The organism is Pseudovibrio sp. Ad46, from assembly GCF_001623065.1.
GTDB lineage: Bacteria > Pseudomonadota > Alphaproteobacteria > Rhizobiales > Stappiaceae > Pseudovibrio.
Genome location: NZ_LMCG01000050.1, coordinates 237,237 through 261,872, shown reverse-complemented (window position 1 = coordinate 261,872; position 24,636 = coordinate 237,237). Strand labels below are relative to the sequence as shown.

The following is a 24,636-nucleotide window of genomic DNA, read 5'->3' as shown; positions in this document are numbered from 1 at the left end:
TTTGCGCAGCTGTTGGTATTGGGAAGAGATAGCCCAACACGCTCCTACCACCGCATGACGCACCCCAGACCCGGGAGGGTTCCATGCCCCTACAATCGCACCTTGATAACAAGGCTCTGGAAGAGCTGGAGAAAAAGTATGACTCCGCTCTCCATACCCGTGACAACGGGCCAATCCTGACAAAAGTGGTTTATTGGGCGACCATTGCCTATGCGCTCTATCACTTCTGGACCGCCGGATTTGGCACGCCGGTTGATTATGTTCACATGGGCATCCATCTGGCCGGGTTGTATTTCTTCATTTTTCTGGCGTTCCCCTTCCTCAAATCTGATCGTGCCTTGGCCAATACGCCCGGTAAGTTCCTGAGCTTTGGTAATGTGCCGCTGCTTGACTGGGTGATCATGATACTGGCGATGATGGGATCGCTGTATCTGTGGTTCAGCTGGCGTGGATTTGACCTTTTTGGCATTCAGGTTTCTGAGCAGGCTTTGCGGCAAGGCAACCCAGCCGGACCGGATATCTTCTTCGGCACCATCATCATTTTAACAGTGCTGGAGATCGCGCGCCGAACCATTGGTATCGTGCTGCCGCTGATTATTCTGGTTTTCATCGGTTATGCGCTTTTGGGGCCATATATTCCAATCCAGATCCTGAAGCATCCGGGCGTGGACTGGCGGCAGTTCGTCAACAACATGTACTTCCCGTTTGAAGGCATTTTTGGCGTTACGCTCTGGGTCGTTTCAACTGTTGTGTTTCATTTCGTGCTGTTTGGTGTTGTGGCGCAGCGCATGGGGCTTGGGCAGTTCTTCGTTGATAATGCGATGATCCTAGCCGGACGCTATACAGGCGGACCTGCGAAGGTTTCCGTTGTCTCCTCCGCTTTCTTCGGCACTATTTCCGGCTCTTCCATCGCCAACACGGTTTCCACCGGTTCACTGACCATTCCCAACATGAAGAAGCTTGGATATCCAGGTCACTTTGCGGGCGGTGTTGAAGCTGCGGCCAGTGCGGGCGGTCAGATAACACCGCCGATCATGGGGGCTGCGAGCTTCCTGATGGCCGAGTATCTGGAAGTGCCTTACACCACTATCGTGATTGCAGCGATTGTGCCTGCTCTGATGCACTATATCGGCGTCATGTCCATCGTGCATTTCACCGCAAAACGCCTTGGGCTGGAAGCCTACCCTAAGTACCAGATCCCGCAGTTTGTGCAGGTTTGGCGTGAGGGCTGGTTTACGGTGCTGCCACTGATCGGGTTGCTCGTGGTGCTGTTTTCTGGCTACTCGCCCAACATGGCTGCGTTTATTGGCATTTCGCTTTGTGTTGTTGTTGGCTTTTGTGCCATCGATAAGCCGCTGTCTCTGGCTGTGCCACTTGCCTTGCTGGGTTTCATTTTCTGGAAGGCCTCGCCTTATTCCGGTGAAGGGTTCTCGCCAACGATGGCCGGGGTGCTTGGCGCGCTGACCTTGCTAGGCTGTTTGCATCGCAATGAACGCCAAAGCTTTAAAGACCTGTTCGACAGCTGCCATGTGGGCGTGCAATACGCACTGGCCGTGGGCGCTGCCTCTGCTGCTGTGGGCATCGTGGTCGGTGTGATCAATACCACCGGTGTTGGCTTCCGTCTTGGCTTTATGGTCACCAACGGTGCTGCAGATATGGCGGCGTCACTAGCTCCGCTGCTTGACTGGACCTCTCTGGAAGTGTTCGGGCAAGCCTCCATTCAGCAGTTCCTGTCTCTGGTTCTGATCGCTATTGCCTGTATTTTGATGGGTGCTGGTCTGCCAACAACGGCGCTTTACATCATGCTTGTCGCGGTAGCTCAACCGGCTCTGGCACAACTGGGCGTGCCTGCTTTGGCAACGCATATGTTCGTGCTTTATTATGGTGTTATCTCCGAGATTACACCGCCGGTTTGCGCCTCAGCGTATGCTGCTGCGGGCATTGCAGGGGCGAACCCGTTCAGGACTGGTGTGAGTGCCTTTACCTTAGGGCTCGGCAAACTCATGGTGCCGATGGTGTTCGTCTATGCACCAACCATGCTGATTGTTTTGCCGGAGTACTTCACCCTCGTCTCGTTCTTGCAGGTCACGCTGACCTGTGCGCTGGGTGTGTTTGCTATTGCAACAGCCGTTTCCGGTTACTTCATGGCTCCGCTTAACGGTCTGTGGCGTGTGCTGATGGCTATTGGCGGATTGATGCTGGTTGCTCCAAGTCTGGGGTCTGATCTGGCTGCAATTCTCATCATCGCGCCTGTCTTGTTCCAGCAGGTTTCCAGCCAACGCAATTTGCAGGCGGCGACACAATGACAGAAGCTGTAGTACCTGATGTCACTGTGCTTGGTGCGGGGTTGGTTGGCATTTGCTGTGCTCTGTCTCTGGCGGAGAAAGGCTTGCGCGTGCATATGGTTGACCGGGATGCTCCCGGTCAGGCCACCTCTGCTGGCAATGCGGGGATTATCTCGCCGTGGTCTGTGGTGCCACAGTCCATGCCGGGTCTTTGGAAGAAGGTGCCCGGCTGGCTTATGGATCCGCAAGGTCCGGTGACGATCAAGCCCAGTTACCTGCCTCGCGTGGCCACATGGGGCCTGCGGTTTCTCTATGAGGGACGACAGGAGCGCATTCAGCCGATTGGCGATGCCATGCATGCTCTCAATCATGACTGCATTGAGCTTTACCGCCATCACCTTACCGGCACAGGGCACGACAATCTGCTGCAAGACAGCTGGTATGTACATGCATTTCGCGATGCCTCCCAGATTGATCTGGATGGCCCGGATTATGCCATGCGCCGCGCTGTGGGGGCTGAGATTGAGGAGATTGGCGCTGCGGCCTTACGAGATCTGGAACCTGCTTTAACCTATGAGTTTGAGGCCGCCGTTCTCATCAAGGGACAGGCCCGGGCTGTCTCTCCCGGTAAAATCGGTGAAGTGCTTGCCGACAAGCTACGCCAGATGGGCGGAACCATTGAGCAAGCCGAGGTGCACTCCATCACGCCAAACGACGGCGGCGGCTGGAGCTATGTAACAGAGACAGGTGAGCATTTTGCACCGAAACTGGTGCTTTCCATGGGCGTCTGGTCTGCCAAGCTGCTGAAACCACTTGGGGTCAAGGTGCCGATGGAGGCTGAGCGTGGCTACCATGTGTCCTTCAGCAATCCCGGTGTTGCCCTCACGCATTCCATCATGGATATGGACATGAAGTTTGTCGCCTCCACCATGGAGAGCGCCATTCGGGTTGCCGGAACGGCTGAGTTTGCCGGGCTTGATGCGCCAATCAATCAGAAGCGGCTGGATGGTTTGGTGGGGCTTGCCAGCAAACTGCTGCCAGATTTGCGGATGGATGACATCAGCACATGGTCCGGACAACGCCCCAGCTTGCCCGACAGTTTGCCTTGCATTGGCGAAGTTGATGGATTTCCGGATTTGATTGGCGCGTTTGGACACAGTCATTACGGCCTGATGATGGCCCCAAAAACTGGAAGATTGGTTGCCGATCTGGTGACCGGCACCACCCCCAACATCAATATGACCCCCTATCACGTGACACGGTACTAAAGGATTTCGCATGACCATTCATCCTGGTGGCCAGAACATTTGCGGCGTTTCAATCGGCGTTCTTTCACTGGAAAGTTATTTCCCGAAACCTCCCGGTCACATCAAGAACCCGTCGAGCCTGCCGTTTACAACGACCTACGAGATCCTGCATGGATTGACGGTTCAGAAACTGCTGGCTGATCCCTCACCTGAGTTGCTTGAGCCGATCCTCAGCGCCGCCAAGCGTCTTGAAGATCAGGGCGTACACGCAATCACCGGGTCCTGCGGTTTTCTGGCGATCTTTCAAAAGGAGATCGCAGCAGCCGTTTCTGTTCCAGTTTTCGTGTCTTCGCTCATACAGGTTCCCCTTGCCTACCACATGACCAATGCACCCGTTGGAGTCATCACAGCGTCCGCAGCCTCTTTGACGGACAAGCATCTGGAAGGTGTGGGTGCTGCCCATGTGCCGATTGTGGTTCAGGGGCTGGATGAAGCCCCTGAGTTTTCCGCGGTGATCTTACGCGGTGAACGCACGCAGATGGACCTTGGCAAGGTGACAGAAGAGCTGTTTGCTGCGGCAGATGACATGATTGAGCGATCACCGGATATTGGTGCCGTGGTTTTGGAATGCACTGATCTGCCGCCATATGCGCATCAGCTGCAAGCGCGGATCAATCGACCTGTGTTTGATATCATCACTCTTGCCAGCATGGCACACTCAGTGGCGCATCGGCACGCCTTTCCCGGATTTATCTGAGTGTCTCACCCCCCTTCCATTTCACTTTCATAAGATGGCAGAGTTGGAATGATGTCATCGGTGCACAGGTAGAGGTTTTGCAGGTTGAGCAAGGGCATGGGGTTTTCCGTCAGATTAGACATGATGTTCATGGCAATGTTCAGCTGAGCTGCATTGCAGGATGGTTTATGCGCCTGTGCCCACGCCTTGATTGAGTTGGCAAGTTTTTCAAGGATCTCGCCCTCAAGTTCGCCGTTGTTCTGGATGGTGACGGGGGTTGGCGGCAGAAGAGCGATTGGCAGATCGATTGGCTCTTCTGTGAGGCCTTGGGCAAGATGATAGCTGTATCCGATATTAAGCTGCAGCGTAATGTCGCCAGCATACTCACCATGAAACAGCATGTAGAAGAGATGTTTCAGATGCTCCTTCAAGCTCCGCTGATAAGGCTCATTTGTGGGGTTGCCGAGGTATGCAATGTTGAGTGGCTGAAAGCTGGACAATGTTGGGTGGAACGGGTTTTTAAAGGTGGCCGTCGGCGTTCTGAACACGAAGCCATCTGTGATTTTGCCGTGGATGTAGCTGTTGCGGATCATGTACATGGAAGCCAACGCATCTTGCCGCGCGAGCACCTGCATGCCCGGCATGACGACCTGACGATCACTCAAGGGCTGAGCAATATCCTGTGTCAGATAGGTCTGCTTACTCTTCGTTTTCTGGGTGTAATAGTAGGTGTAAGTCTGTTTACCCTCAACACACGCACTGCTGTCCAGATGGCTTGTCCAATTCAGGATTTCGACCACAGGGTCTCCGGTTAGTCCTGCAGGCGGATTGCAATCCTCCAGTATCAGTTTGACGACCCAGCGCTGTGATGTTTGCTCCGTTGGAGTGCTATAGTCCTGATTTTCCTCCAGAATGCTGAAACAGACTGTTTCGCTGCCCTCTTTTTGTGAGGTTGCTGCAAGCATCGCAAAGCTGCTTGCGTTTGCTTTGCAGATTATATCTTCGTTGACCTTGATGATCACAGCCAGAGCCTGTGCCGCCTTCTCGATGGCATCAGCCGCCTGATTGCCAGCGTTTATGATTGGAACGTACTGATCCAACGTGGCGGTGAGGTTGTTCTGGATGGTGATGAACTGCGCGAGTTCGGCAAAGGCATCCATGAAACCGGCAAGCTCACCCTGCGGTTTGTCTTTGAGGTTGAACTGGATTTGCCCATGAGCTTTGTCCTGAAGGTAATGGAAGTTCAGGCCATAAGTGTACTCGTAGTTCCATTTGGTGATCTGGGAGAGTTTCTTAGCCTTCGTGTCATAGGCAGGGCCAGCTTGAGAGACCATGCGCGGCGTTTCCGGGAAACTGCGCAGCAGGATGGGCACTTTGAAAGACCCAAGCGGCTTTTCAAGAACAGGAGTGCCTTCCGCCTGAATCGGAGAGAGCCAGCTTGAGGCTTTGTAGTCGGTTATTCCCTGAACCGGGCTGGTCTGATGTTCGAGAGACGTGACTTTGTAGCTCAGATCCAGAGCGAGGCATTCCGTTGTCTCTCCCAGTTTTTCTGAGGCCTGAAGCAGGAAGGTGAGCGGTTGCTCTGCACCATCTTGCAATTTCAGTTTGGCAGACGTGAGCGAGAAAAGGCTTGAGAGAGATTTTGCGGGTGTTGGCTCCTGCGCGGCTTCCTGTGCATCCGGTGGGCAATCTGCCACGCTGTTCAGGTTGATGTTGCCGTAAAGCTGCGGAGTTTCTTCATCGCCTGTCAGCGGAATGTTGGCGGTTATGTCCGCCCCGAACGAGAGGACAGCCTGGGTTGTGTAGAGATTGGAAAGCTCCTCCAGCAGCGTTTGTTTGAAGGTCTCTTGCGCGGAGGTTAGCCGTGTACTGGTGCCATCCTGATAGATGGGTGCCAGCATGCGTGCCGTGATCTGTGCAAGGCTCTTCTTTTGCTCCGTCAACGCTTCCATAAAGCCGCTTACAACTGCAGGGCACTCACCAGCGCAGGAGATATTCTGCGGTTTATTGGCTGCGAGTTTGTCGATGAACAGGATTGAGGAGGAGTATTTGGGAGACAGCAGCGCGTCAAAAAATTCAAAATACTGTTTCAGCCAGACGTCCATCTCAACATTTGAGAAGGTGCTTTGAACCGGACTGCCTGTGAACTTTCCTGTGCTTGCGTCAAAGTCATCCAGTCCAGCATAGGGATAAACCGAGGCACTGCGGGAGATCAGCGTGTTACTGACTGGAAGCGGTGCATATATTTCTGGCTGGCTTTCATCTGTGATGTGGAAGGAGATTGGAGCTCCCTGCTTTGTGCCGATACGAACGCCCCAGGTTGCATTGGAAGATACGCCAACGGATGGCGCATATCGGTTGATGCCGGAGGCGACCATCATCGTGAAATCCGGACCATGGATAGACTGCGCTACACATTGCGCAAACTCTGCCAGAATGTCTGGCTTTGGCTTCGTCGGTTTTTCGGAGTCTGCGTCGCCTTTTTTAGGTTTCGGGGCACTGACGGTGGTTCTGATTGCTATGGTGTTGGCAACAGATCGTGTCAACGGATCGGCTGCGTAATCACCGACCGCTATGCCGTGGGTTCGTTTGAAGACAAGCTGTGTTGTGAGCTCAATGATTGGTTCCTGATTGAGGCTGCTCATTGGCACTGTTACAGGCAATGAGAGCGGCGGAATTGTTTCAGAAGTATCGGTTTCTTCCGGGGTGCTTTGCCTGATCAGGAATTGCTCGATGTCTTGCCACCAGCCGACCAGCTGTTCAAGTTCGTGTACTGAGAGTTGATAGGTGTTGAGCGAGAGTGTCGAGTTGGCCTCTATTGCAAAACCGTTGGGGTCATTAAACTGGGCCAGCATATCTTCAACGATAACCAGTGCTGAGTGCGCTCTTTGCTGTGCGATCTCCGGATTTTGGCCTTTTTGCGGGAAGAAGGGTCCACTATCAAAGCTGAAGGTGATGAGGATCGTGAAGTTTTCTGGGGTCGTTTCGGCGCTACCCTCAGGCTGCACTGTCCAGTTTGCTGAGGTCGAGGGCCACTGAGAGAGCGGGATGATCTGATCTGTGTAGCCCTGAAGCGCCGGTTTTCTGTTCAACTTTCCTGCGGGCTTTGTGGGCTCGTCCAGTGTTGATAGGATCGTATTGCCGTAATAGTCGTTCCATCCGAGTTGAGTTTGCAGGAGCAATCCGTTGGCGCTGTACGGGTTCAGTGCTGTCCCTTCTGAGGCGTTTCCGGGTTTTACAAGGCTGAGATACGATATTACGCCATGATACATTTCCGCATCGCCAGCAGACGCTTCCAGAACATATCGGATCTTTCCCTCATTGGGCGAGGTAGACTTGCCTGAGGCACCAATGGGCAGGCCCATGTTGCTTGGTCTGAAGTCCTGATTTCCCAGAATCTTATAGGCCAGCAGGCTGTAGTTGTTGAGAAGCAAGGCCGTCGCGTAGTCATCTCCTGTTCCACCCTTGGGTATCTCCGGCGCCTGCTCACGTTGTGCATTTAGCGCCTGAACGCCGGGATGTTCTCCGGGTTGAACAGTTAGCGGGCCAGCACGCAGAGTGAGTGTTTGACCGGTGACGAGCAGTTGCTCCATCTCTGCGTTCGCACTGGCAACAACGATGGGCTCTGTGCCGAAGTAATCCGCAATATCTGACAGGCATGTGCAGCTCGACAAGTCGTTGCTCAAAGTCTTGGAGCCAATTGTCAAATCAATCACAGGCAACCGTATTGGTGCGCCAGCTGGAACTGTTTCGCCAGTCAGACGCAGGTTTACCTGCTTTAGCTCTTCAACGCTTGTCCCAAAGCGCAATGCTATGCTTGCAAAAGACGCATCACTGCTTTGTGGAACCCGATAGGTGCCCTGCTCGATGCTGATGGTTTTGCCCGGTATCAGCTGGATTTTGCCGCTCGCTGATGTTTCCTGATCAGAAGTCAGAGTATTGGCGATGAGTGAGTTGAGGTTGGAGTGATAGCGCAGCGCAATACTTGCCAGTGTATCATCATCAGTGGTCGTGTGCTCCACCAACTCGCCTTTGGCAGCGGCCGTCAATGATGTACCTGAGCCGGCGATTGGCTGTGCAGTTGCGAGCCCGTTGACGTAGGCGTGCATGTACTCCTGATCTTCATGGATGATGACCAGAGACAGCGTCGCCTCGCCTTTTTCGTTAAAGATATCCGGCGGTAATCCGGTCTGCCCGTCATCAGCGGTGTAATAGAGATAGAAGCCACCCGAGTTGGTGATGCCAGCTTCCCAAAGCAGTTTGACCAGTGACATGGGCGTGTTGAGAAGCGTCGAGCTCTGGCTCTCCTTTGCCGCCTCAGACAACAGCTCTCCGCTTGGATTGGTCACCGTGGAGAGGTTGGTTTGCGACAGACCGAAGGTGACATTGCTGCCGCCCTCACCCACAAAATGTGTACCGCTGCTTTGTGAGCCCTTGCTGTAACCGAGCGTGAGAGATGCAAAGCTATGATCCTCAGGCAGGCTTTGCAGCAATCGCTCCAGAATTACGACGCCAGCTGAACTCACCCCATTCAGCTCATAGGTTGTTTTCAAGGCCGCATCCGGCGTCGCTTTGACTTCCGCCGCTGGAGCGCTCGATGTTTGAGCTGGCAGTTTCTTGATGGAGAACTCAATTGTTGATGCCCAGCCATAGTTCGTCAGCGGGGTTTTGATAGCCTTTCCAGTTGCAGCATCCATCGACACCTGCTCAACAAGGAGCTGAGGAGGTACAACAGCGCTGTTTTGTGCGCTGTTGGCACCAAGTGTCGTTAGTGCTGCAGAAAGCGTCCACAAACGCAGATATTGGGTGTTGGATGGCTTTTGAGGATCGTTTGTGGGAACGTTGATTGGCTCTGCACTTTGCCAATTGATGAAGTGCGGGATTGGGAAGGCACTTGGTTGCTGCTCAACCTTTGCAAGGAGAGATAGTTCCTCTGGTCCGGCTGACAGGTACTCTGTCTTCCCGTAGGCGTTGACGGCTTCAATGCGTTGATAGTCTTTGCTTGCAGTCGCCTCATTGTCTGACGGTACATCCACCTCGTATTTCAGAGTGGTTTGGTCATTTCCAAGTGTGATCCAATCTGCATCCTTTGGCTTGCTCAGCAGCAAGGAGAGACTGCTTGTCAGCGGCGTTGGGATGGCGATCTGCTGACCGGACAGCGCAAACAAGCCAACCTCATTCGGCAGGTTGAGCTTTCCAGCCTCATCCTTTTCAACCCAGATGCCATCAACAAGTGGTGTAATACCATCCGTTGGCAGACGCATACCGTGGAAGTAATAGCGTGAGGCCATGCCTGACAGGTGGGTGATGCCACCCGTTCGCTGCACTTCCTTGATGAGCTCTCCAACGGGGAACTGAGGCAGATGTACGATGCTCAAACTGCCGGCATCTGATCCTGCGTTGGAGCCCGTGGCGCCCGCAAACAGATCGGTGAGCTGTCCGTTTGCGGTGATTGCCAGCGCTTCAACATCAGCGTCAAACTTTTGCGCGATGGATGAGAGGGTATCCATATCCGCTGTCTTTTGCGTGAACGCTGGCATCTGTAGCGTAGAGCCGACAACCAGAAAGTCCTGCTGGGCTTGCACAGCACTGCTGCTGGTCAACTCGTCGATTGTAATTTCAAGAGCTGTTGCGACTGCATTTAATGTTTGCCCACCAGAGACTGTGTGCTTCTTCTGAGTTCCATCTGATGCGGTGTAATCAATCTGAGCACCACTGCGCAAAAGGCCCGCGACTGTCTTGTTTTTACTCATGAGGTCAGAGGCTTCGACAGTCGCATTATATGGGTTGTTGCTGGCTAATTTTTGGAAGGAACTGTTCGCAGGGATCACAAGCGGTGCAGTCGGTATTGTGACGTTGAGGCCTGCTGTCAAAGGGTGGCTGTTGTTGGCTTTGAAGAGGTCTGCGAGGGTAAAGTCTGCTCCGGAGAATGCACCTTGGCTGTTGACCCAACTCACAATGCAACTGGATGTTTTTCCAGCTGGGAGCGGATAATTGAAGTCGCGTAGACCGCTCAGGAGGTTTTGCATCATCTGCTTCATAATCAGCATGAAGTAATTTTCATATATATATGATGCTATTGATGTTTTACTGCCACCTCCATCAATCTCAGAGGGAGATTTCCCACTCTCTTTTTCCACCTGAACACTGAGCTGGTTAAAGTAAACTGTTAAGTCTGCCAGGTATTCGGTGGTTATGGAATTGTAGTCTGCAAAAGTATAGGAGAGCGATGTTTTGCTGTCTTGTTCCAGCGCGATGCTGAGTGATGGCAACATGGGGAAATAGGTCGCTTGCGCCTCTCCTGAACGGGACGGCAAAGCAATATCGAGCATGAACTGTTGCTGCAGGAACGTGGTGATGTCCTGCTGGGTCAGTGCGTCTGACGAGCCTTCCAGCTCACCCAGCCTGTTCAGTATGGCGTTGATCTCAATCGCGCTGATTACGTGGTTATCGACCTGGACTGCACTGGGGTTTTCATCACCCATGGTCGCGGCTACAAGCCAGCGGGTTACCATCTTGGCCAGAGCCTCGAATGCAGTGTCTGTTTGCTGCCCTGCGGCCTTCTCATAAAGCTCCGCATCTTCCGGAGTTGCTGGTGCGGGTGCTGAAATGAACAGGTTGGCGACGTAACACGGCAACTGTGGTGCTCGGGCCTCTTCAGAAGACGACCAGTTCTCATCCTTTGCCAGAGTTAAACCGTAACCCAGATGGATCTCCAGCGAGTTTTGAGAGGGATCAGCAGCAGGTTGCAGATTTGCCCAGTTGAACTCTACTGGAGCTGCCTCATAGGCTCCCGTCAGCATTGGCAAGCGGCTGTAGAGCGCTAGGCGGTCCGCTAATGGTGCAGCAAGCAAGCCTTCGTAGGCTTCAGAACTATCAAGCCAGGGAGCTTTACTCGGATCCTGGAGAGCTCCTAGTTTGAAGGTGGTATGAACGTGCGCAGAGAAGCTGAAGCTCACTTTGATGGTGAACAGGCCAAGATCAATCTTCGCAGAGGCGCGGACATCCACCTTAGCTGCAATTGTGAGCGGGATCGGCTCGTATGAGGCAAGCTTGATCTGTGCGCTGACCTCGATCCTGATATTGACCGAGGCCTTGATGATAGCAAAATCTATGGTGCCATACAGCTTACCGATGATGCCAAAGGTGCCTGTGAGGGAGAAGAAATATTCACCCTGCAGTGACAGAGCATCGCTGCTGCCTGAGTGATGATCTTCATAGGCATTCCACTTTGCTAGGATGCCTTGCAAAATTCCGAAGGCGGTGAGGCTGAAGCCCGCTTTGAGAATGCCCATATCAACAGACTTTCCAAGCCCCAGCTGCGCGCCGAAGCCGAAGACCAGATTGGGGTTGAAGAAGCCTTTTGTGGAGACTGGCAGCCCTTTGACAGAAGCGGCAGGCAACTTGCCAAAGTAGAACCCTCCTCCGCCTTTCACCGGAATACCCGGCGGTACGATGGCCTCAACTGAGAAAGAATGCGAGAAATTGTTGTTCCAGGGGAAACCGACATCAATCTGGAAGTCACCGTTGGTGTAGACCTCAATCCCGAATGTGGGCAGTGTGATTGTCACGGCCCCAACATCAATACGGCGCATGATTTCCGGCAGTTCGATGGAGGCTGAAAACTTACCGAGGCCCGGTGAAACCTTTTTATAGATGACCTGAAAATCCAGACCGGAGAAGACCTTAGCCGCTTTTCCATTGCAGGCGATGCGCAGTGCATAGAGACTTGGGTCTGTCAGAACCACTTGCAAGGTGAATGTGTACTTGGCACCGGTGCTTTCAAGGTCGCCTTGATGTTCCTGCCCTAGTTCTTTGCTGGAATCGATCCTCAGAACACCGAAGTCCGTTGCAAACAGCCAGTTGATATCACCAGCAAAGCCGATGTCGGGCACCTTCTTCACTGAGGGTTTGTGAAGGTCTCCCAGAATATCGACAGCTTGCTGCACGGTGGTGACGTCTTGCAGGCCTTTGACGTCCACATACTGTCCACCAGCGAGTAAACGCAGGTCAAGATACTTATTGCCAGCACCGCCGGGGCTTGGCGTTGTGGAGGGTTGATCTGCACGCCATGGCGGCAGCTTTGTTGCTTCCAGTTCGCTATCAGACAGCCAGGGAAAATCACCTTCCAGCTGCACGAAAACGCCTGATTTCTTTTTATAGGTGAGCGAAATGCCGGTCACTGAGGCGATTAAAAGGTCGATAGGACCAATTTTCACATCAAATTTAACGCTTCCGGTGTTAAAATTCCATTTGAGTTCAAAATCAGAAAGTTTGACATCATTTAACAGGTCAAATGGCGCGGCGAGCCCAAACTTTGTTCCGGTCATCCATTCCACAAAGGTTTCGACCATGGCACCAAGTGTGGTGGTATCTGTAAACCTGATCGTAGCACATTGATCAGCCAATACCTCTGCCGAGAACACGCCCCATGTGATCCCGAAATGTGAATGCATTTTGGCATATTCATAAAATACGGTGAGCTCGATGTTTTCCCAAAGCACGTCGGCTGTCAGCAATGCGTATTTGCTGTTTTCTTTTGCGGTTTCATAACGGGTCAATGATTTGGCTGGTTCAATGAAGACAATCTCTTCGCGGTCATCAAGCACCGGAATGCGCGCTTTGCTGCCGGGTAACAGAAGCTCACTTCCGCCCGTATCTCCAATTTTTGCCGTGAAGGTCACATCCGGGAGCCATTTTGGCCTCACGTCTTTGTTGAGGCTCACTGTTCCCCCAAACTCATAACTGGCCGCGGATGTTCCGATGCCCGTTGAGAAGGTTACATTCAGATCTGAGAGGTCTACATCGATAGCATCCGGTGCCCAGTTACTGCCGAAATAGGCATCAATGATCTGGCTGACCTTGATAGGCGTGTCACCCTGCTCTCCGGTAAACGTCCAGAGATGGTTTTGCGTGTCGAATGTAGCTGTCACATTAATTGGGACGGGCTGAACATTCGGCAGACCATCAAACAGCATTGTTGAGGCTTTGATGGAGCCTACCGAGTTGGTTCCAACGCCTTTGACTTGGATGTAGATGTCGTTGAGCTCGAACTTTGCAGGTGGCAAGGTGATTTGCCAGCCTTTCAAATTTACGCCAGCCTCAACGGAATAAGAGCTGCTATTCTTGTTCTGTCCGGGAGAATATTCCAGTGACAGGTTTGCAATATCGGCATCAACGTCAAGGTGATAGCCGCTCGGCAGTAATGCATTCACGAAGTCCGAGACAGGCAGGTTTGCCCCATCCGGGCTAAGTGTTGCCGTTACTGTGGTTTGTGGATAGGTGGTAGAAACGTCGAGAATTGCTGGGTTACTGCTTGAACCGATCATAGCATCTGTGGAGGCCACCCAGCTTATCTGACGTTTGCCGGTTGGCTGGGAAGCGGTGATCTCAAAACTCAGGTTCTTCAGATTCAATCCACCAAACAGATCCCATTCCTTGCTGTCTTTCAGGGAAACCTGAAAACTTTCTATCCTCTTGTTTTTTTGGTCATAGTTGAAGCGCAGGCCATCCACATTCAGCTCATTCAGGTCGGCGAACTCAGAAGGTATTGAGTTTGCAAAATTCATCCCGCCTATGAGCGTGAATATGGAGTTCAGTGAAGGGGCAGCCTCCTCTGCAAATGCCCCCTGCACCACCATCTTGTTTTTGGAAGAGCTTGGGAAATCCATGTGGAATGGAATGAGCGTGTCGCCGACCTCAATAGAGGTTTGCACACCGCCTGTGAGCCGCGCACCATTGCTGGAAAACTCGACGGACAGACCTGTGTCTTCCAGTGCGAACCATTCAACGCCTGGTAGTTCAAGCTTTTCCAGCGAGATTTGGAGTTGGGCTTTGTAATTGCTTTGGTTTTTACTCGCTCGCCCCAAGCTGGAGACCGTAAGTGTGACTTCCAGTTCTGTGCCGAGAAAATCCGAGGTCTTTCCCTGCACGATGATCTTGCTGAGCTTTTTTGAGGTGTAGACAGGTTTGATCGTCACGGGGCTTTTTACCGAGCCAATTGTCAGTCCGCCTGAGCCCAGCACTGTTTGCAGGAAGGTGTGGAACGGTCCCTCTTTCAACACATTGGGGATCAGAGCGAGCATCCCATTTTTTGTATTGTCCGTCAGCGTGGTTTGTAGTGTTTGCAGATCAGAAAAAATACTGTCGGAGACGCCACTTGCGACTGAAACGAGAGCAAATCTGGCAGCTAAAAACCCGAGCGCTTGTAAGAGCTTATCGTTTTGAGGTGCGGTGTAATACTGTTTGAGGCCGTCAAAATACTCGAAGTACTCGCCCTTTTCTGAGCGAAACTGGGTCACCATATCCGATATGGTTTGCACCAGTTCATTGGGCGGCATGGTTGCTTTGTAGCCCTCTTGAAACGCAGATGTTCCGAGAGCAATCTGGTTTTTAGAGCTATCTAAAAGCGTAGCGGTGGTTGGTGTTGTGCTGCTGGCGGCTTTGCCCTTGCCGTTTCCAAATGTGCTTGGATAAGGGTTGGACGTGAAATTGCCGAGTTTGAAGAACGGCTTACCCAGGTTCACAGCCAGATTGGCGCTTTGAGTGCCTTCCAGAACGCTTGGCAATGTGGCTGCGCCATACAAATAGTCAATCGCGTCTGGCGGCAGATCAGACAAGGTGGTGACAACCGTTGCACCTGGTTTCAGTTTGCTGAGGAAAGCAGCCCCAGCAGAGCCTGACAGGTCCTTATTCAGGTAAATATCGGCACCTGAGCCAGAGGTATTTCGGAACACTTGCTGGTTCTTGCAGTAAGCGTTGATGTTCTTTGTCTGCTCATCACGAGACGTGCTTGTGCCCTGCTTCGCCGCGTTCTTTTGGGGAAAATATCGCGCAAGTGTTTGCCATGTGGAACTGCTCAAATCATCTAGAACAGCGATGACAACCGGCTTTTTGGTAAAGCCCTTTTGCTTTTGCAGGAGTGCGGCTGCAGCGATGAGTTCAAAGGCAATCCCTTCTGTATTGCCGACAAGCGATGTTTTGTCTGTCGATGACCCTGGCAGGCTCGCAACCGGAAAGAACTCGATGCCGGATTGGCCTGATTTTCCAAGAGCATTGCTGATGTTCTGCGCCGCACTCAATGCCTTGGTGTTGACCTCGGGGATCTTCCTCAGGTCCGCCCAGTTGAGCTTTGTAGTCAGGTCCTGTTTGAAACTGCGATAAGCAAACTGTGAGCCTTGCAGAACGAGCTGGTCATCGAGATTTATGGTCTGCTTGAGACCCGGCAGCACCACTAAAGAGTTGGCGGAACAGGTCTTCCCAGCCTGCGTGCAGGTTTCAGCTGTCCAGAGATAGGGTTGTAGCAGGACAAAGTAGCTGCATTTCACTGCAGTCGCGATGCTTGTATTGTCTATGTTGGGAATGTTACCGCCGCCACATAGGCATAGCGGCATCGTGCCAGACAGACCTGGTACGGAACGATGGGTTATCTCGCCAACGGTGGTTTCCTGATAAGCGTGAAAGGTGATTGTAACGCCGTCCAGCGTCATTGATGCGCGGGTGGTCGGGTCAAAGCCGGGTAGCAGCTGCGCCAGCTCCTGCAGGAGTGTTTTTTGGCCACTGTCGTAAATCAGGTCCACATCTACCTGAAACCCAAGGGAAATCATCCGCCGCATAAGGTTGATGGTGTTGGCGGCACTGCCTGATCTTGGGTCTTGTGACAGAAAATAACGCAGTTTTTTGCCGAGCAGAAAATCCGTGAGCCGCCCGATGATACCACTGGAGAGCGTTGCATTCAGATCCTGGGCAGCGGAGGCAAACAGTTGCACCAGATTGGCAAGCTCTGAGGACAGGTTCTCTTCGTCTGGCGTGGCTACACGCTCGAGTGGTTCGATTGGACTGTGCTCGTTCATCTTGCTGCACCAGTGCTGATTGAAGGAGTGATTTATTTGCTGTCGGCGGGCTCGTTGTTGTAGACCGCGTACCAGGCCAGACCTGTGGTTTTGGCCGAGCCCTCGTTGCTCTCATCTGGGTCTGAGAACAGATAGAACGATGTGGCGCCGCTTGGCGGGATCTTGGCCAGCCCCAGAAACTTGATGGCGATCTCATTGAGAACAAACATGTATTGCTTGCTGGCATCAGGCTCTTTGCTATTTGGGTTTTCCGTGTAGAGCAGCTGGATCGGGCCGTAGGACATGGAAAGCACGTTCTGCAAGCTGATGAGCGAGGCACCGTTTGAGGAGCCCGGCATTTGAATGGCAGTCTTGGATTTGTAGGTTTCGCCCGTGGAGTCTGGTGACCATGCCAGCAGCAAATCAGCGGTGAGGCCCAGTTTGCCTGCGAGGTCTCCGGCGGTGCCGAGGCTGACTTCGAACTTGAGGCCGTTCCATGTGTCTGACAGGCCTTGCTGGCGGACGCTGGTCACAACATCCAAATATCCCATGGAGGCTGGCGTCTTGCCTGCGCTGTCAGAGCTGACAAACCCTTTCAATTGCAATGGCATAGTGGCAACAAGGCTACCGCTGCGAGGCGTGCTGTTTTTGCTGTCGAATGTCAGCTGAGCGCTGTCCCAAGTGATCTTCTGGCTTTCGTAGGCACTCGTTTGTGCAAAGCTCATTTGCAGGCCGAGTTCGTTAAACGCCAGTCCATTCTGGCTGGTTTGCTGGTCTGGCTCATTGCCAAAGGAGAATAAGTCAACTGGCTTGTTCTTGCCTGCGCTGAGGATCGCGAAATCGAGGAAGCCTGTGAAGGCGAAGCGGATGAGTGGTTCTGTTTGATTTTCCTGCGTTTTTTCGTGTTTGGAGATGGTGTTCATTCGCGCGGATGTGAACTCTGTTTGCTCCAGGATGTTGTTGTCGACCGTGAACAGATAGGGATGGGTTGCAGCCATGGTGTAGGACGGGTGGTTGTTGTTGTCCTGATAGCTCGCTTTCATAATCAGCGACTTGTACTGGCTGCCTTTGGGCTGTGGTTGGCCTGTCGGTAAAACGGGCTTTGAACTGGCGGTCTCGCTGCCAAAAATCCTGGTCATGGAGAGCTGTGCGAAGGAGGAGAACTTCTTTATTGCCGAGTTCTCAAAAAGCACTTTGAGCGAGAGCAGGATGAAATCATATGTGCGCGTTGCAGAGGGCACAACTGGCTCCGGGCTTGTCGCTCCCTTTGGTACAATGAGATCACTGTCTTCATAGTAAATCAGCCCATAGACTGAGCTTTGCTTCTTTATTTCGATTTTTTCACCACTTGCACCTGCCTTGATCTGATTGATGCGGATGGCGAGGTGGTGGGCATAAAACTTTGCCGGATCGCGCACGCCAGCCACAATCCCAGCCAATTGCTCGGGCGGTGATTTGATACGCGCGCGTAGCATAAGTACGCCGGTCCAGTTGGGATCAGCGGCAGTCTGGTTGAAGCTTTCGAAGTACTCTGTTGCCGGGTTTTCATAGGCTGCTTTGAAGTAGTCCTGAAGCCATGAGGAGACATTGACCAGCTGGGCTTTGTCTGGTGTGTTTTGGCGTTCGGTTGTTGGAGCGGCGAAGGTTTCTTTTTGGGTCCATTTTTGCGGATTGGAGATGAGGTTGTCTTTTTCACTGCCCTTCGGGTCAAAGAGTGGGCCGCGTATTCCTTTAATAATCAATATGTTGGCGTAGTCGCCGAAATCTGGTGAATTGCCGACGTCGGCTTCGATTTGCCAGTCTTCGATGTTCAGCGTGTTGAGGAAGGTTGAGCCTGCTTCACCTAATTCTGATGGGTTTGCAGCCACCAGAAACAGCTGATTGGTCTGGAAGGCCTCTATGAGTTTGGGGGATAAGTCTTTGAAGGCAAAATCGGAAGGTGTTGGTACTTTGATTTGAGCGAGCTTGACTTCCTTCCAGTGACTGGCGTCTGTGGGTGATTGCAACGTGGCGATCACACCTAGTGGGGTTGTCAGGGTTGCATCCCCCACTCCTGTTTGCGCCTTAGCCTCTCTGGCGTTGGACTGAGCGTTGGTCAGAGATGCGATCACCTTGCGGCGGGTTGGCGCTATGATGCTTTTTTCAAACAGGGCGACATCACACTGAGAATAACTCGGGTCGCCCTCATCCGTGCCGGCGTAGGGGAACATGGGGAAGGCCTGATCTTCCATTGACGGCAGTGTGTAGGCAGGACTGACAGTACCCAGCAACTCCTTGTTTTCCTGCCAGATTTCATTGTCATAGCCGTGCAGTGCGCTGCCGTGGGGCTGCGCCACATAGGTGATGGATGTCTCACTCTTTTCTGCGGCGTTATCTGGCGGGAACACCTGTACATACGACGTTTTGTAGTTGCCTTTGAGGGGGGCTCCTTTGGGTGCGGGGCGCCCAACGGGAGATGACAAAGGCAACGGGAAAACCGGTGCGTAGGCAGGCTGATCGGGTATAAACCGCAGCCGTGCTCCCTCAGAGAGCGCGTGTTCTGCTGCGCCAGGGACTTCCAGAAACTCTGTGCCGCCCAATCCGCACATGAAGCGGGCTTTTGTATCGTCTTTCGCGGCCGGTGCGCAGACGAGGAAATCACCAACAGGACTGGCGATAAAGCTATGAAGCGATGAGGTATTCTCGTAGCTCGGGATGAGTATAATTCCTGCAGGCTGTGCATCAGTCATATGACTGTCAGCGGTGATACTCTGTAAAACAACAGGAGCGCCGTAGGTGGTCCGGTAGAAGCTGTTCAGGGTTGGACCCTGCCCGCTTTCCTCTTCGGCGCGGAAATAGAAGGCGCAGCGGTTGGGATCTGTTCGATTGTGCGTCGGATAGATGTTCAGCGCGTCGGTGACGTCCACAATGAGCGTCATAGGCAGAGGATTACGGCTGTCATTTTCGCCTGTGCCCAAGGCGAAGCGTTGACCATTGACGCCGGTTTTGGTCTCCGCATCTTTCGTAACCCATTGAAAACCCAGATTCCATTGATCATGAAGGGCGCCGCGCTCGAACTCGGCATCAAACACAATGGCACCGCGATCCGGACCGGAGCAGCGGATGTCTGCCTTGCTCACCGACCCCGTGTCCGGACTGAGATATCCTCCCAACTGGATGGCAGATTCCGAGAGTTGGAGGTTCTCTTCATCTTCAGAAACACCAATGTAAGCGCTTGAATAGAACTCGATGGTGAGTTCGGGTGCCAGAAGGTAGGACAGACTGCTGGTTGTCACTGTTCCCGCTGCATTAATGGAGAAGAAGGCCGGGCGTTGGCCGGTATAGTCATGAGGGACTGGAAGCGGCGTTAAGTCTCTGGGAAGCCACATGAAACCGCGCAATACATTCATGCTTTGCAAGTAGGCATGCAGGCCGGATACCAGGTCCTGCTGACTGCTCTCTTTGCCTCCACATTCCAGCGGGTCCGGGCAGTAGATGAAGGAGCCGGAGTAGGTTTTGCTGGTGAGCGCGTCTTTGAGCGAAATGCGCTTGGGGAGTTTGGCTTTTCGGGAGGCTACCTTGCTGACAACAAACGCAAAACCACCGGCGTTGTCGCCAGAGTTTGGAGCCAGATAAAGGCTTTTGCAGGTTTGTTGCAGGAAATCCATTGCTCAGCTCCCAAAGCCCATTCCATCAACGGGGATAAAGACAGAATTCGGGAGCACTGCTCCGCGCTTTTAAGGGGAACATAGGGTGCAGGCAGGCTTCAATTTGCGACAATTGAAGGTTCACAAAGTGAGCTGAAAAAGTTTCATCTGCCGGAAGCTGATTTTGCTTCACAAATCTGAGGCCTCTTGAAATTACTAAGTAACATCAGATCGTTAGTGCGCATTGCACACTAAATGCCTTGTGAGCTGAAAAATGATCGTGTTTTTGTGCGTTGGTTTGCGTTTTTTACGTGTGAGCTGCGTTTTTTTGCTAAACACGCAAACGGCAGACTGATGAATACTCAGCCTGCCGTTTGCTCTGTCAAATCAGTTTAGGCGAAGGTGACGCCTGCCTTGGTCATTGGGAGTTCGGTCACGCGTGGTCCTTTTGCTGCAATGGCATTTGCCAGTGCTGGAGCGGATGGTGGTGTGCCCGGTTCGCCGACGCCTGTTGGGGCTTCGGTGGAGAGGACAATGTGCGTTTCAATCTCGCCGATATCCCCGATGCGGAGCGGTTCGTAGTCCGGGAAGTTTTGTTGGATAACTTCACCGTTCTCCAGCGTGATCTCATCGCGCATGGCGTGGCCAAGGCCGTAGCCGATGCCGCCTTCCATCTGTGCCTTGATCACATCCGGATTGACCGGGATGCCGCAATCAACTGCGCAGGTGACTTTTTCGATCTTTACGCCGTTTTCTGCATCACCTGAAATCTCGACAACTTCGGCAACATAGCTGCCAAAGGATTTGTGGACCGCAACGCCTTGAGAGCGCCCCTCAGCGCCTTTGCCCCAGTTGCTTTTTTCAGCAGCCAGTTTGAGAACGCCCGTCAGTCGTTTTTGATCTGGCGTGTCGCCTGCCAGATGTGCCAGACGGAACTCAACCGGATCACGACCCGCTGCTGTTGCAACGGCATCCATCATGGCTTCCATGACGTAGGCGGTGTGGGTGTGACCAACGGAGCGCCACCACAAAACGGTTGTGGCTGGTTTGATGTCCGTCAGGCCAGCAAACATGCCCGGAATGGAGTACTGCGTCGGGGTGACGCCTTCTACGGAAAGATGATCGACCCCATCATGAACCGAGAACGCCTCAAACGGGGTGCCCTTGGAGATGGATTGACCTGCAACGCGGTGATCCCATCCAGCGATGTTGCCATCTGCATCAAGACCAACACGAACTTTGTGCGCAAATGCCGGGCGGTAGTAGCCACCGGTGATGTCATCCTCGCGGGACCACACCAGTTTGACCGGGCGGCGGCGATCCGTCATCACAAAGGAAAGCGCTGCTTCTACCTGATAATCAACCGTTGGTGTTGCACGGCGACCGAACGAGCCGCCAGCGAACATGGTGTTGACCTGCACCTTGTCCATTGGCACCTGAAGGATTTGCGCAATCGCTGCATGTGGTGAGGTTGGCATCTGACAGCCGTCATGCAGGATCACACCGCCATCTTCCGTCGCCTCAATGGTGCAGGTGAGCGGTTCCATTGGCGCATGTGCGAGCAGTGGGAAGTAAAAGGTCTCTTCCACCACCTTGTCTGCGTTTTCAATCGCACCTGCAATCTCGGCCTGATCGTTTTTGGTCAGGTTGTATTCCGGCGCTGTGTTGAGCGCAGCTATCAGCTCTTTGTAGACGTCTTCAGAACTGCGGCTTTCAGCTGCTGAGTTGTCCCAGGTGACTTCCAGAGCTTCACGTGCCTGAAGAGAGGCCCATGTGTTTTCTGCGTAAACCGCAACGCCCGCCTTGTTGGGCAGTGTGGCTGCACGGATGAAGCCTTTGACATCCTTCGCGGCGCTGTCATCAAAGGATGTGACAGTTGCACCTTTGCGGGTGGCCCGTTTGATGGTGACGACCATCTGATTATCAAGCTGGATGTCCATCGCGTATTTGGCGGTGCCGTTGATCTTTGGCGGTGTGTCCTTGCGGCGCACACTGGCGTTGCCGATCAACTTAAACTCGGATGGATCTTTCAAGCGCGGGTTTTCAGGGGCTGTCAGCTTGCTCGCGGCGGCTACGAACTCGCCGATTGGCGCTTTGTTGTCACCACCTGAGATCACGCCATCTTCCAGCTTGAGCTGGGCGGCGGGCACATCCCATGCCAGGGATGCGGCTTGCAAAAGCACTTCACGGGCGGCAGCACCTGCCTGACGATACTGCTTGAAGCTGTTGAACATGGCGGTGGAGCCGCCGGTACCCTGAATAGGTCCAAATGCCGTGTTGTTGTAAAGCTTCGGGTTGGATGGGGCGAACTCATACTCTATCGCATCCATGCTGACGCCCAGCTCTTCTGCAATGAGTGTGGTGAGGCCGGTTGCCGGGCCCTGCCCTTTTTCAAAATGTTTGACGATCGCAGTCACGGTGCCATCTGCTGCAATCTTTACAAACGGATTGAGCATGGTGGTGTCTGCAGCATTTGCAGCGGCCATAGAGCCGGATGGGGCCACACCAATAACAAGAACGGCGGCAGCAGAGGCTGTTGCCCCTTTGAGGAAGCCACGACGAGAGGACAACACGCTCATATCAAGCCTCCATAATTTCTGATGCACGTACGATAGCGGAACGAATGCGCTGGTAGGTGGCGCATCGGCAGGCGTTGCCGTCCATGTAATCGTCAATTTCTTCCAGTGTCGGCTTTGCGTTTTCAGAGAGCAGGCCAACGGCAGACATGATCTGGCCGGACTGACAGTAACCACACTGGACCACGTCCAGCTCTGTCCATGCCTGTTGCACGGCTTGTGCTGGCGTGGACTTCAGGCCTTCAATTGTGGTGATCTCAGAATCTTCCACATCTTCAATAAACGTTTGGCAGGAGCGGACCGGCTCGCCATCCAGATGAACGGTGCACGCCCCACATGAGGCGACACCACACCCGAATTTTGTTCCGGTGAGCTTGAGTTCATCGCGGATCACCCAAAGAAGCGGGGTTCCTGGTTCGGCATCGACCTTATGCGTCTGGCCGTTCAGCTTTAAAGAAATTGCCATCAAAAAAAATCCCTTTTTTGATCCGTAGCGGTTGGCTGGGTCAGCAATAATCTCAGGCATTGTTTGAATGGGACAGTGTTGTATGCGGAATGCGCTTTTCTGCTTTTTGAGCCTGAAACAAATGATCTGTAGTTATCCCTAGCACTCGCCTCTCTCGCTTTCAGTGGCAAATCGCGCCAAAGTACTGCCATATCGCGCCACTATGTAAATTGGTACTGGCACACCTAGCAAAAATTCGAGATGAAAGAGTGGCAACACCAATGAGACCGAGCCGAGCATGACAAAACACGCACATCTTTACCCAGGCGCTGCCATGATGGCGCAAATCATTCAGTACCTTGACCTATCTGTTGACCGGGTGATGCGCCGTGCCGGAGTTTCCATTGAGCAGCTGGGTCCGGCGGCCAAGGGCATCACGCAGGCGCAATATTTCGCCATCTGGCATGCGTTGCATCAGGAATATGGCGGCAACGATCTGGCAATCAAACTTGGGCACACCATCAAGCAGGGCAGTTTTGTTCCACACGCCTTTGCGTTTTCCTGCAGTCCAAACATTGAGGAAGGCGTGAAGCGTCTTGCGCTGTTTAAGCCTTTGATTGCGCCGATCCGGCTGGAAGTTGAGCGTACGGACAGCACAGTGTCAATCTTGTTTACTTCCAGCGATCCGACGGAACCGTTTCCTGAAATTCTGGCTCAGTTCGAGATTGTCTACTTCACCAATTGCAGCCGCACCTTTACCGGAGAGCAGATTGTGCCGCTCAGTGTGGGAGGCCCTGTTGGAGATCTGGACTGGTCTGCTGTTGAAGCGGAATGCGGGGTGAAGGCAACCCCTGCTCCGGTGGCGCACATCACCCTTTCCCTGCAGGATGCCACTCGTCCGCTGATCACACAGATGGAAGGCATGTGGGACACGTTTGAAGATGGGCTGCGCCAGAAATTACAGAGCACGGGCAGTTCTGACGAGATGTCCCGCCGGGTGAAGAATGCGTTGCTGGAAAGCCTGCCAGCGGGGCAGAACACCATTGACGTGATCAGCCAGAACCTGAACGCCAGCAAGCGGACCTTGCAACGCAAGCTGAAGGAAGAAGGCAAGAGCTTTCAGGATATTTTGAGTGAAACCCGCGCTGAACTCTCCCAGCACTATCTGGTGCGTAGTGAGCTGAGCATTCCGGAAATCTCTTATCTGCTTGGGTACAAGGATACCGGCTCGTTCTTTCGCGCATTTCACAGCTGGACAGGTAAGACGCCGATGGAAGTGCGTGGGATTGCTTAAGGGCGCCCTAATTTAGCCTCTCATGAAGAAAGCTTCATGAAACCTTGGGCTGGTAAGAGCCCGGCATGGCTATTCTATTTGTTCTTTCGGGATTGCCTGGTGTTGGTAAAACGACCTTGGCAAAGGCCCTTTCTCCGCGCCTGCAAGCCGTTCATTTACGTATTGATTCACTTGAGGCTGCCCTCAAGACCTCCGTTCTTGCGATTTCACCAGCAGAAGATGCCGGTTATGTTGCAGCAGCAGCCGTTGCCAAAGACAATTTGCTGCTGGGCAACAATGTGATTGCGGATGCGGTGAATCCGATCGAGATTACCCGCAACATCTGGCTGGAAGCGGCGCTTGGCGCTAAGGTGAAAGCGCTCAACATTGAGGTGATCTGCTCTGATGAGGCTGAGCACAAGACACGTGTTGAGACCAGACACAACGATATCTCCGCTATGTCCCTGCCCAGCTGGGAGGATGTACAGCGGCGACGCTATGAGCCGTGGAAAAAGCACCGCCTTGTGGTCGACACCTTTGAAAAACCTGTCGAGGAAAGCGTCGAAGAGATCGTTGAGGCCTTCAGCCAGCTGGTGCGTTACGGGTCTTATTGAAGC

9 protein-coding genes are annotated in these 24,636 nt (G+C 53.2%); 5 read left to right on the top strand and 4 right to left on the bottom strand.

Going from position 1 to position 24,636, the window contains the following annotated elements; translation table 11 throughout:
* The first annotated feature begins 83 nt into the window (after positions 1-83).
* From PsAD46_RS15690 to PsAD46_RS15680, 3 genes are read left to right on the top strand one after another with little or no spacing between them, the layout of a single operon-like run.
* Positions 84-2,306 carry a TRAP transporter fused permease subunit gene (locus PsAD46_RS15690; protein WP_063307314.1) on the top strand — a complete coding sequence of 741 codons (2,223 nt, stop codon included), beginning with the start codon at positions 84-86 and terminating at the stop codon, positions 2,304-2,306.
* Positions 2,303-3,553, top strand: coding sequence for an FAD-dependent oxidoreductase (locus PsAD46_RS15685; protein ID WP_063307313.1), 1,251 nt, complete (start codon positions 2,303-2,305; stop codon positions 3,551-3,553). The genes PsAD46_RS15690 and PsAD46_RS15685 overlap by 4 nt, the downstream gene beginning before the upstream one ends.
* A gap of 10 nt (positions 3,554-3,563) precedes the next feature.
* Positions 3,564-4,289, top strand: coding sequence for an aspartate/glutamate racemase family protein (locus PsAD46_RS15680; RefSeq protein ID WP_063304859.1), 726 nt, complete (start codon positions 3,564-3,566; stop codon positions 4,287-4,289).
* 5 nt (positions 4,290-4,294) lie between these two features.
* Here the strand turns inward: PsAD46_RS15680 and PsAD46_RS15675 are convergent, their stop codons facing one another.
* The 4 genes from PsAD46_RS15675 to PsAD46_RS15660 all read right to left on the bottom strand — a co-directional run bounded on the left by PsAD46_RS15675 (position 4,295) and on the right by PsAD46_RS15660 (position 22,767).
* Positions 4,295-16,120: a LysM peptidoglycan-binding domain-containing protein gene (locus PsAD46_RS15675; RefSeq protein ID WP_063307312.1), complete on the bottom strand. Its 11,826-nt coding sequence runs from the start codon at positions 16,118-16,120 to the stop codon at positions 4,295-4,297.
* A 32-nt stretch (positions 16,121-16,152) separates the two neighbouring features.
* Positions 16,153-19,746, bottom strand: a complete 3,594-nt coding sequence (locus PsAD46_RS15670; RefSeq protein WP_063307311.1) for a hypothetical protein — start codon at positions 19,744-19,746, stop codon at positions 16,153-16,155.
* Positions 19,747-20,117: 371 nt separating this feature from the next.
* Complete coding sequence (locus PsAD46_RS15665; RefSeq protein ID WP_063307310.1) at positions 20,118-22,304, bottom strand: molybdopterin cofactor-binding domain-containing protein; 2,187 nt, start codon at positions 22,302-22,304, stop codon at positions 20,118-20,120.
* 1 nt (position 22,305) lies between these two features.
* Positions 22,306-22,767, bottom strand: coding sequence for a (2Fe-2S)-binding protein (locus tag PsAD46_RS15660; protein ID WP_057465391.1), 462 nt, complete (start codon positions 22,765-22,767; stop codon positions 22,306-22,308).
* Between the two features lie 277 nt (positions 22,768-23,044).
* Between PsAD46_RS15660 and PsAD46_RS15655 the strand changes: the two genes are divergently transcribed.
* Positions 23,045-24,040 carry an AraC family transcriptional regulator gene (locus tag PsAD46_RS15655; RefSeq protein ID WP_063299244.1) on the top strand — a complete coding sequence of 332 codons (996 nt, stop codon included), beginning with the start codon at positions 23,045-23,047 and terminating at the stop codon, positions 24,038-24,040.
* Between the two features lie 65 nt (positions 24,041-24,105).
* Positions 24,106-24,633, top strand: a complete 528-nt coding sequence (locus PsAD46_RS15650; protein WP_057465224.1) for an AAA family ATPase — start codon at positions 24,106-24,108, stop codon at positions 24,631-24,633.
* The last annotated feature ends 3 nt before the right edge of the window (positions 24,634-24,636 follow it).

Coding starts and splice junctions, on each gene's coding strand:
- PsAD46_RS15650 (WP_057465224.1), top strand. CDS start 24,106: ATGGCTATTCTATTTGTTCTTTCGGGATTGCCTGGTGTTGGTAAAACG.
- PsAD46_RS15655 (WP_063299244.1), top strand. CDS start 23,045: ATGACAAAACACGCACATCTTTACCCAGGCGCTGCCATGATGGCGCAA.
- PsAD46_RS15685 (WP_063307313.1), top strand. CDS start 2,303: ATGACAGAAGCTGTAGTACCTGATGTCACTGTGCTTGGTGCGGGGTTG.
- PsAD46_RS15660 (WP_057465391.1), bottom strand. CDS start 22,767: ATGGCAATTTCTTTAAAGCTGAACGGCCAGACGCATAAGGTCGATGCC.
- PsAD46_RS15670 (WP_063307311.1), bottom strand. CDS start 19,746: ATGGATTTCCTGCAACAAACCTGCAAAAGCCTTTATCTGGCTCCAAAC.
- PsAD46_RS15680 (WP_063304859.1), top strand. CDS start 3,564: ATGACCATTCATCCTGGTGGCCAGAACATTTGCGGCGTTTCAATCGGC.
- PsAD46_RS15675 (WP_063307312.1), bottom strand. CDS start 16,120: ATGAACGAGCACAGTCCAATCGAACCACTCGAGCGTGTAGCCACGCCA.
- PsAD46_RS15690 (WP_063307314.1), top strand. CDS start 84: ATGCCCCTACAATCGCACCTTGATAACAAGGCTCTGGAAGAGCTGGAG.
- PsAD46_RS15665 (WP_063307310.1), bottom strand. CDS start 22,304: ATGAGCGTGTTGTCCTCTCGTCGTGGCTTCCTCAAAGGGGCAACAGCC.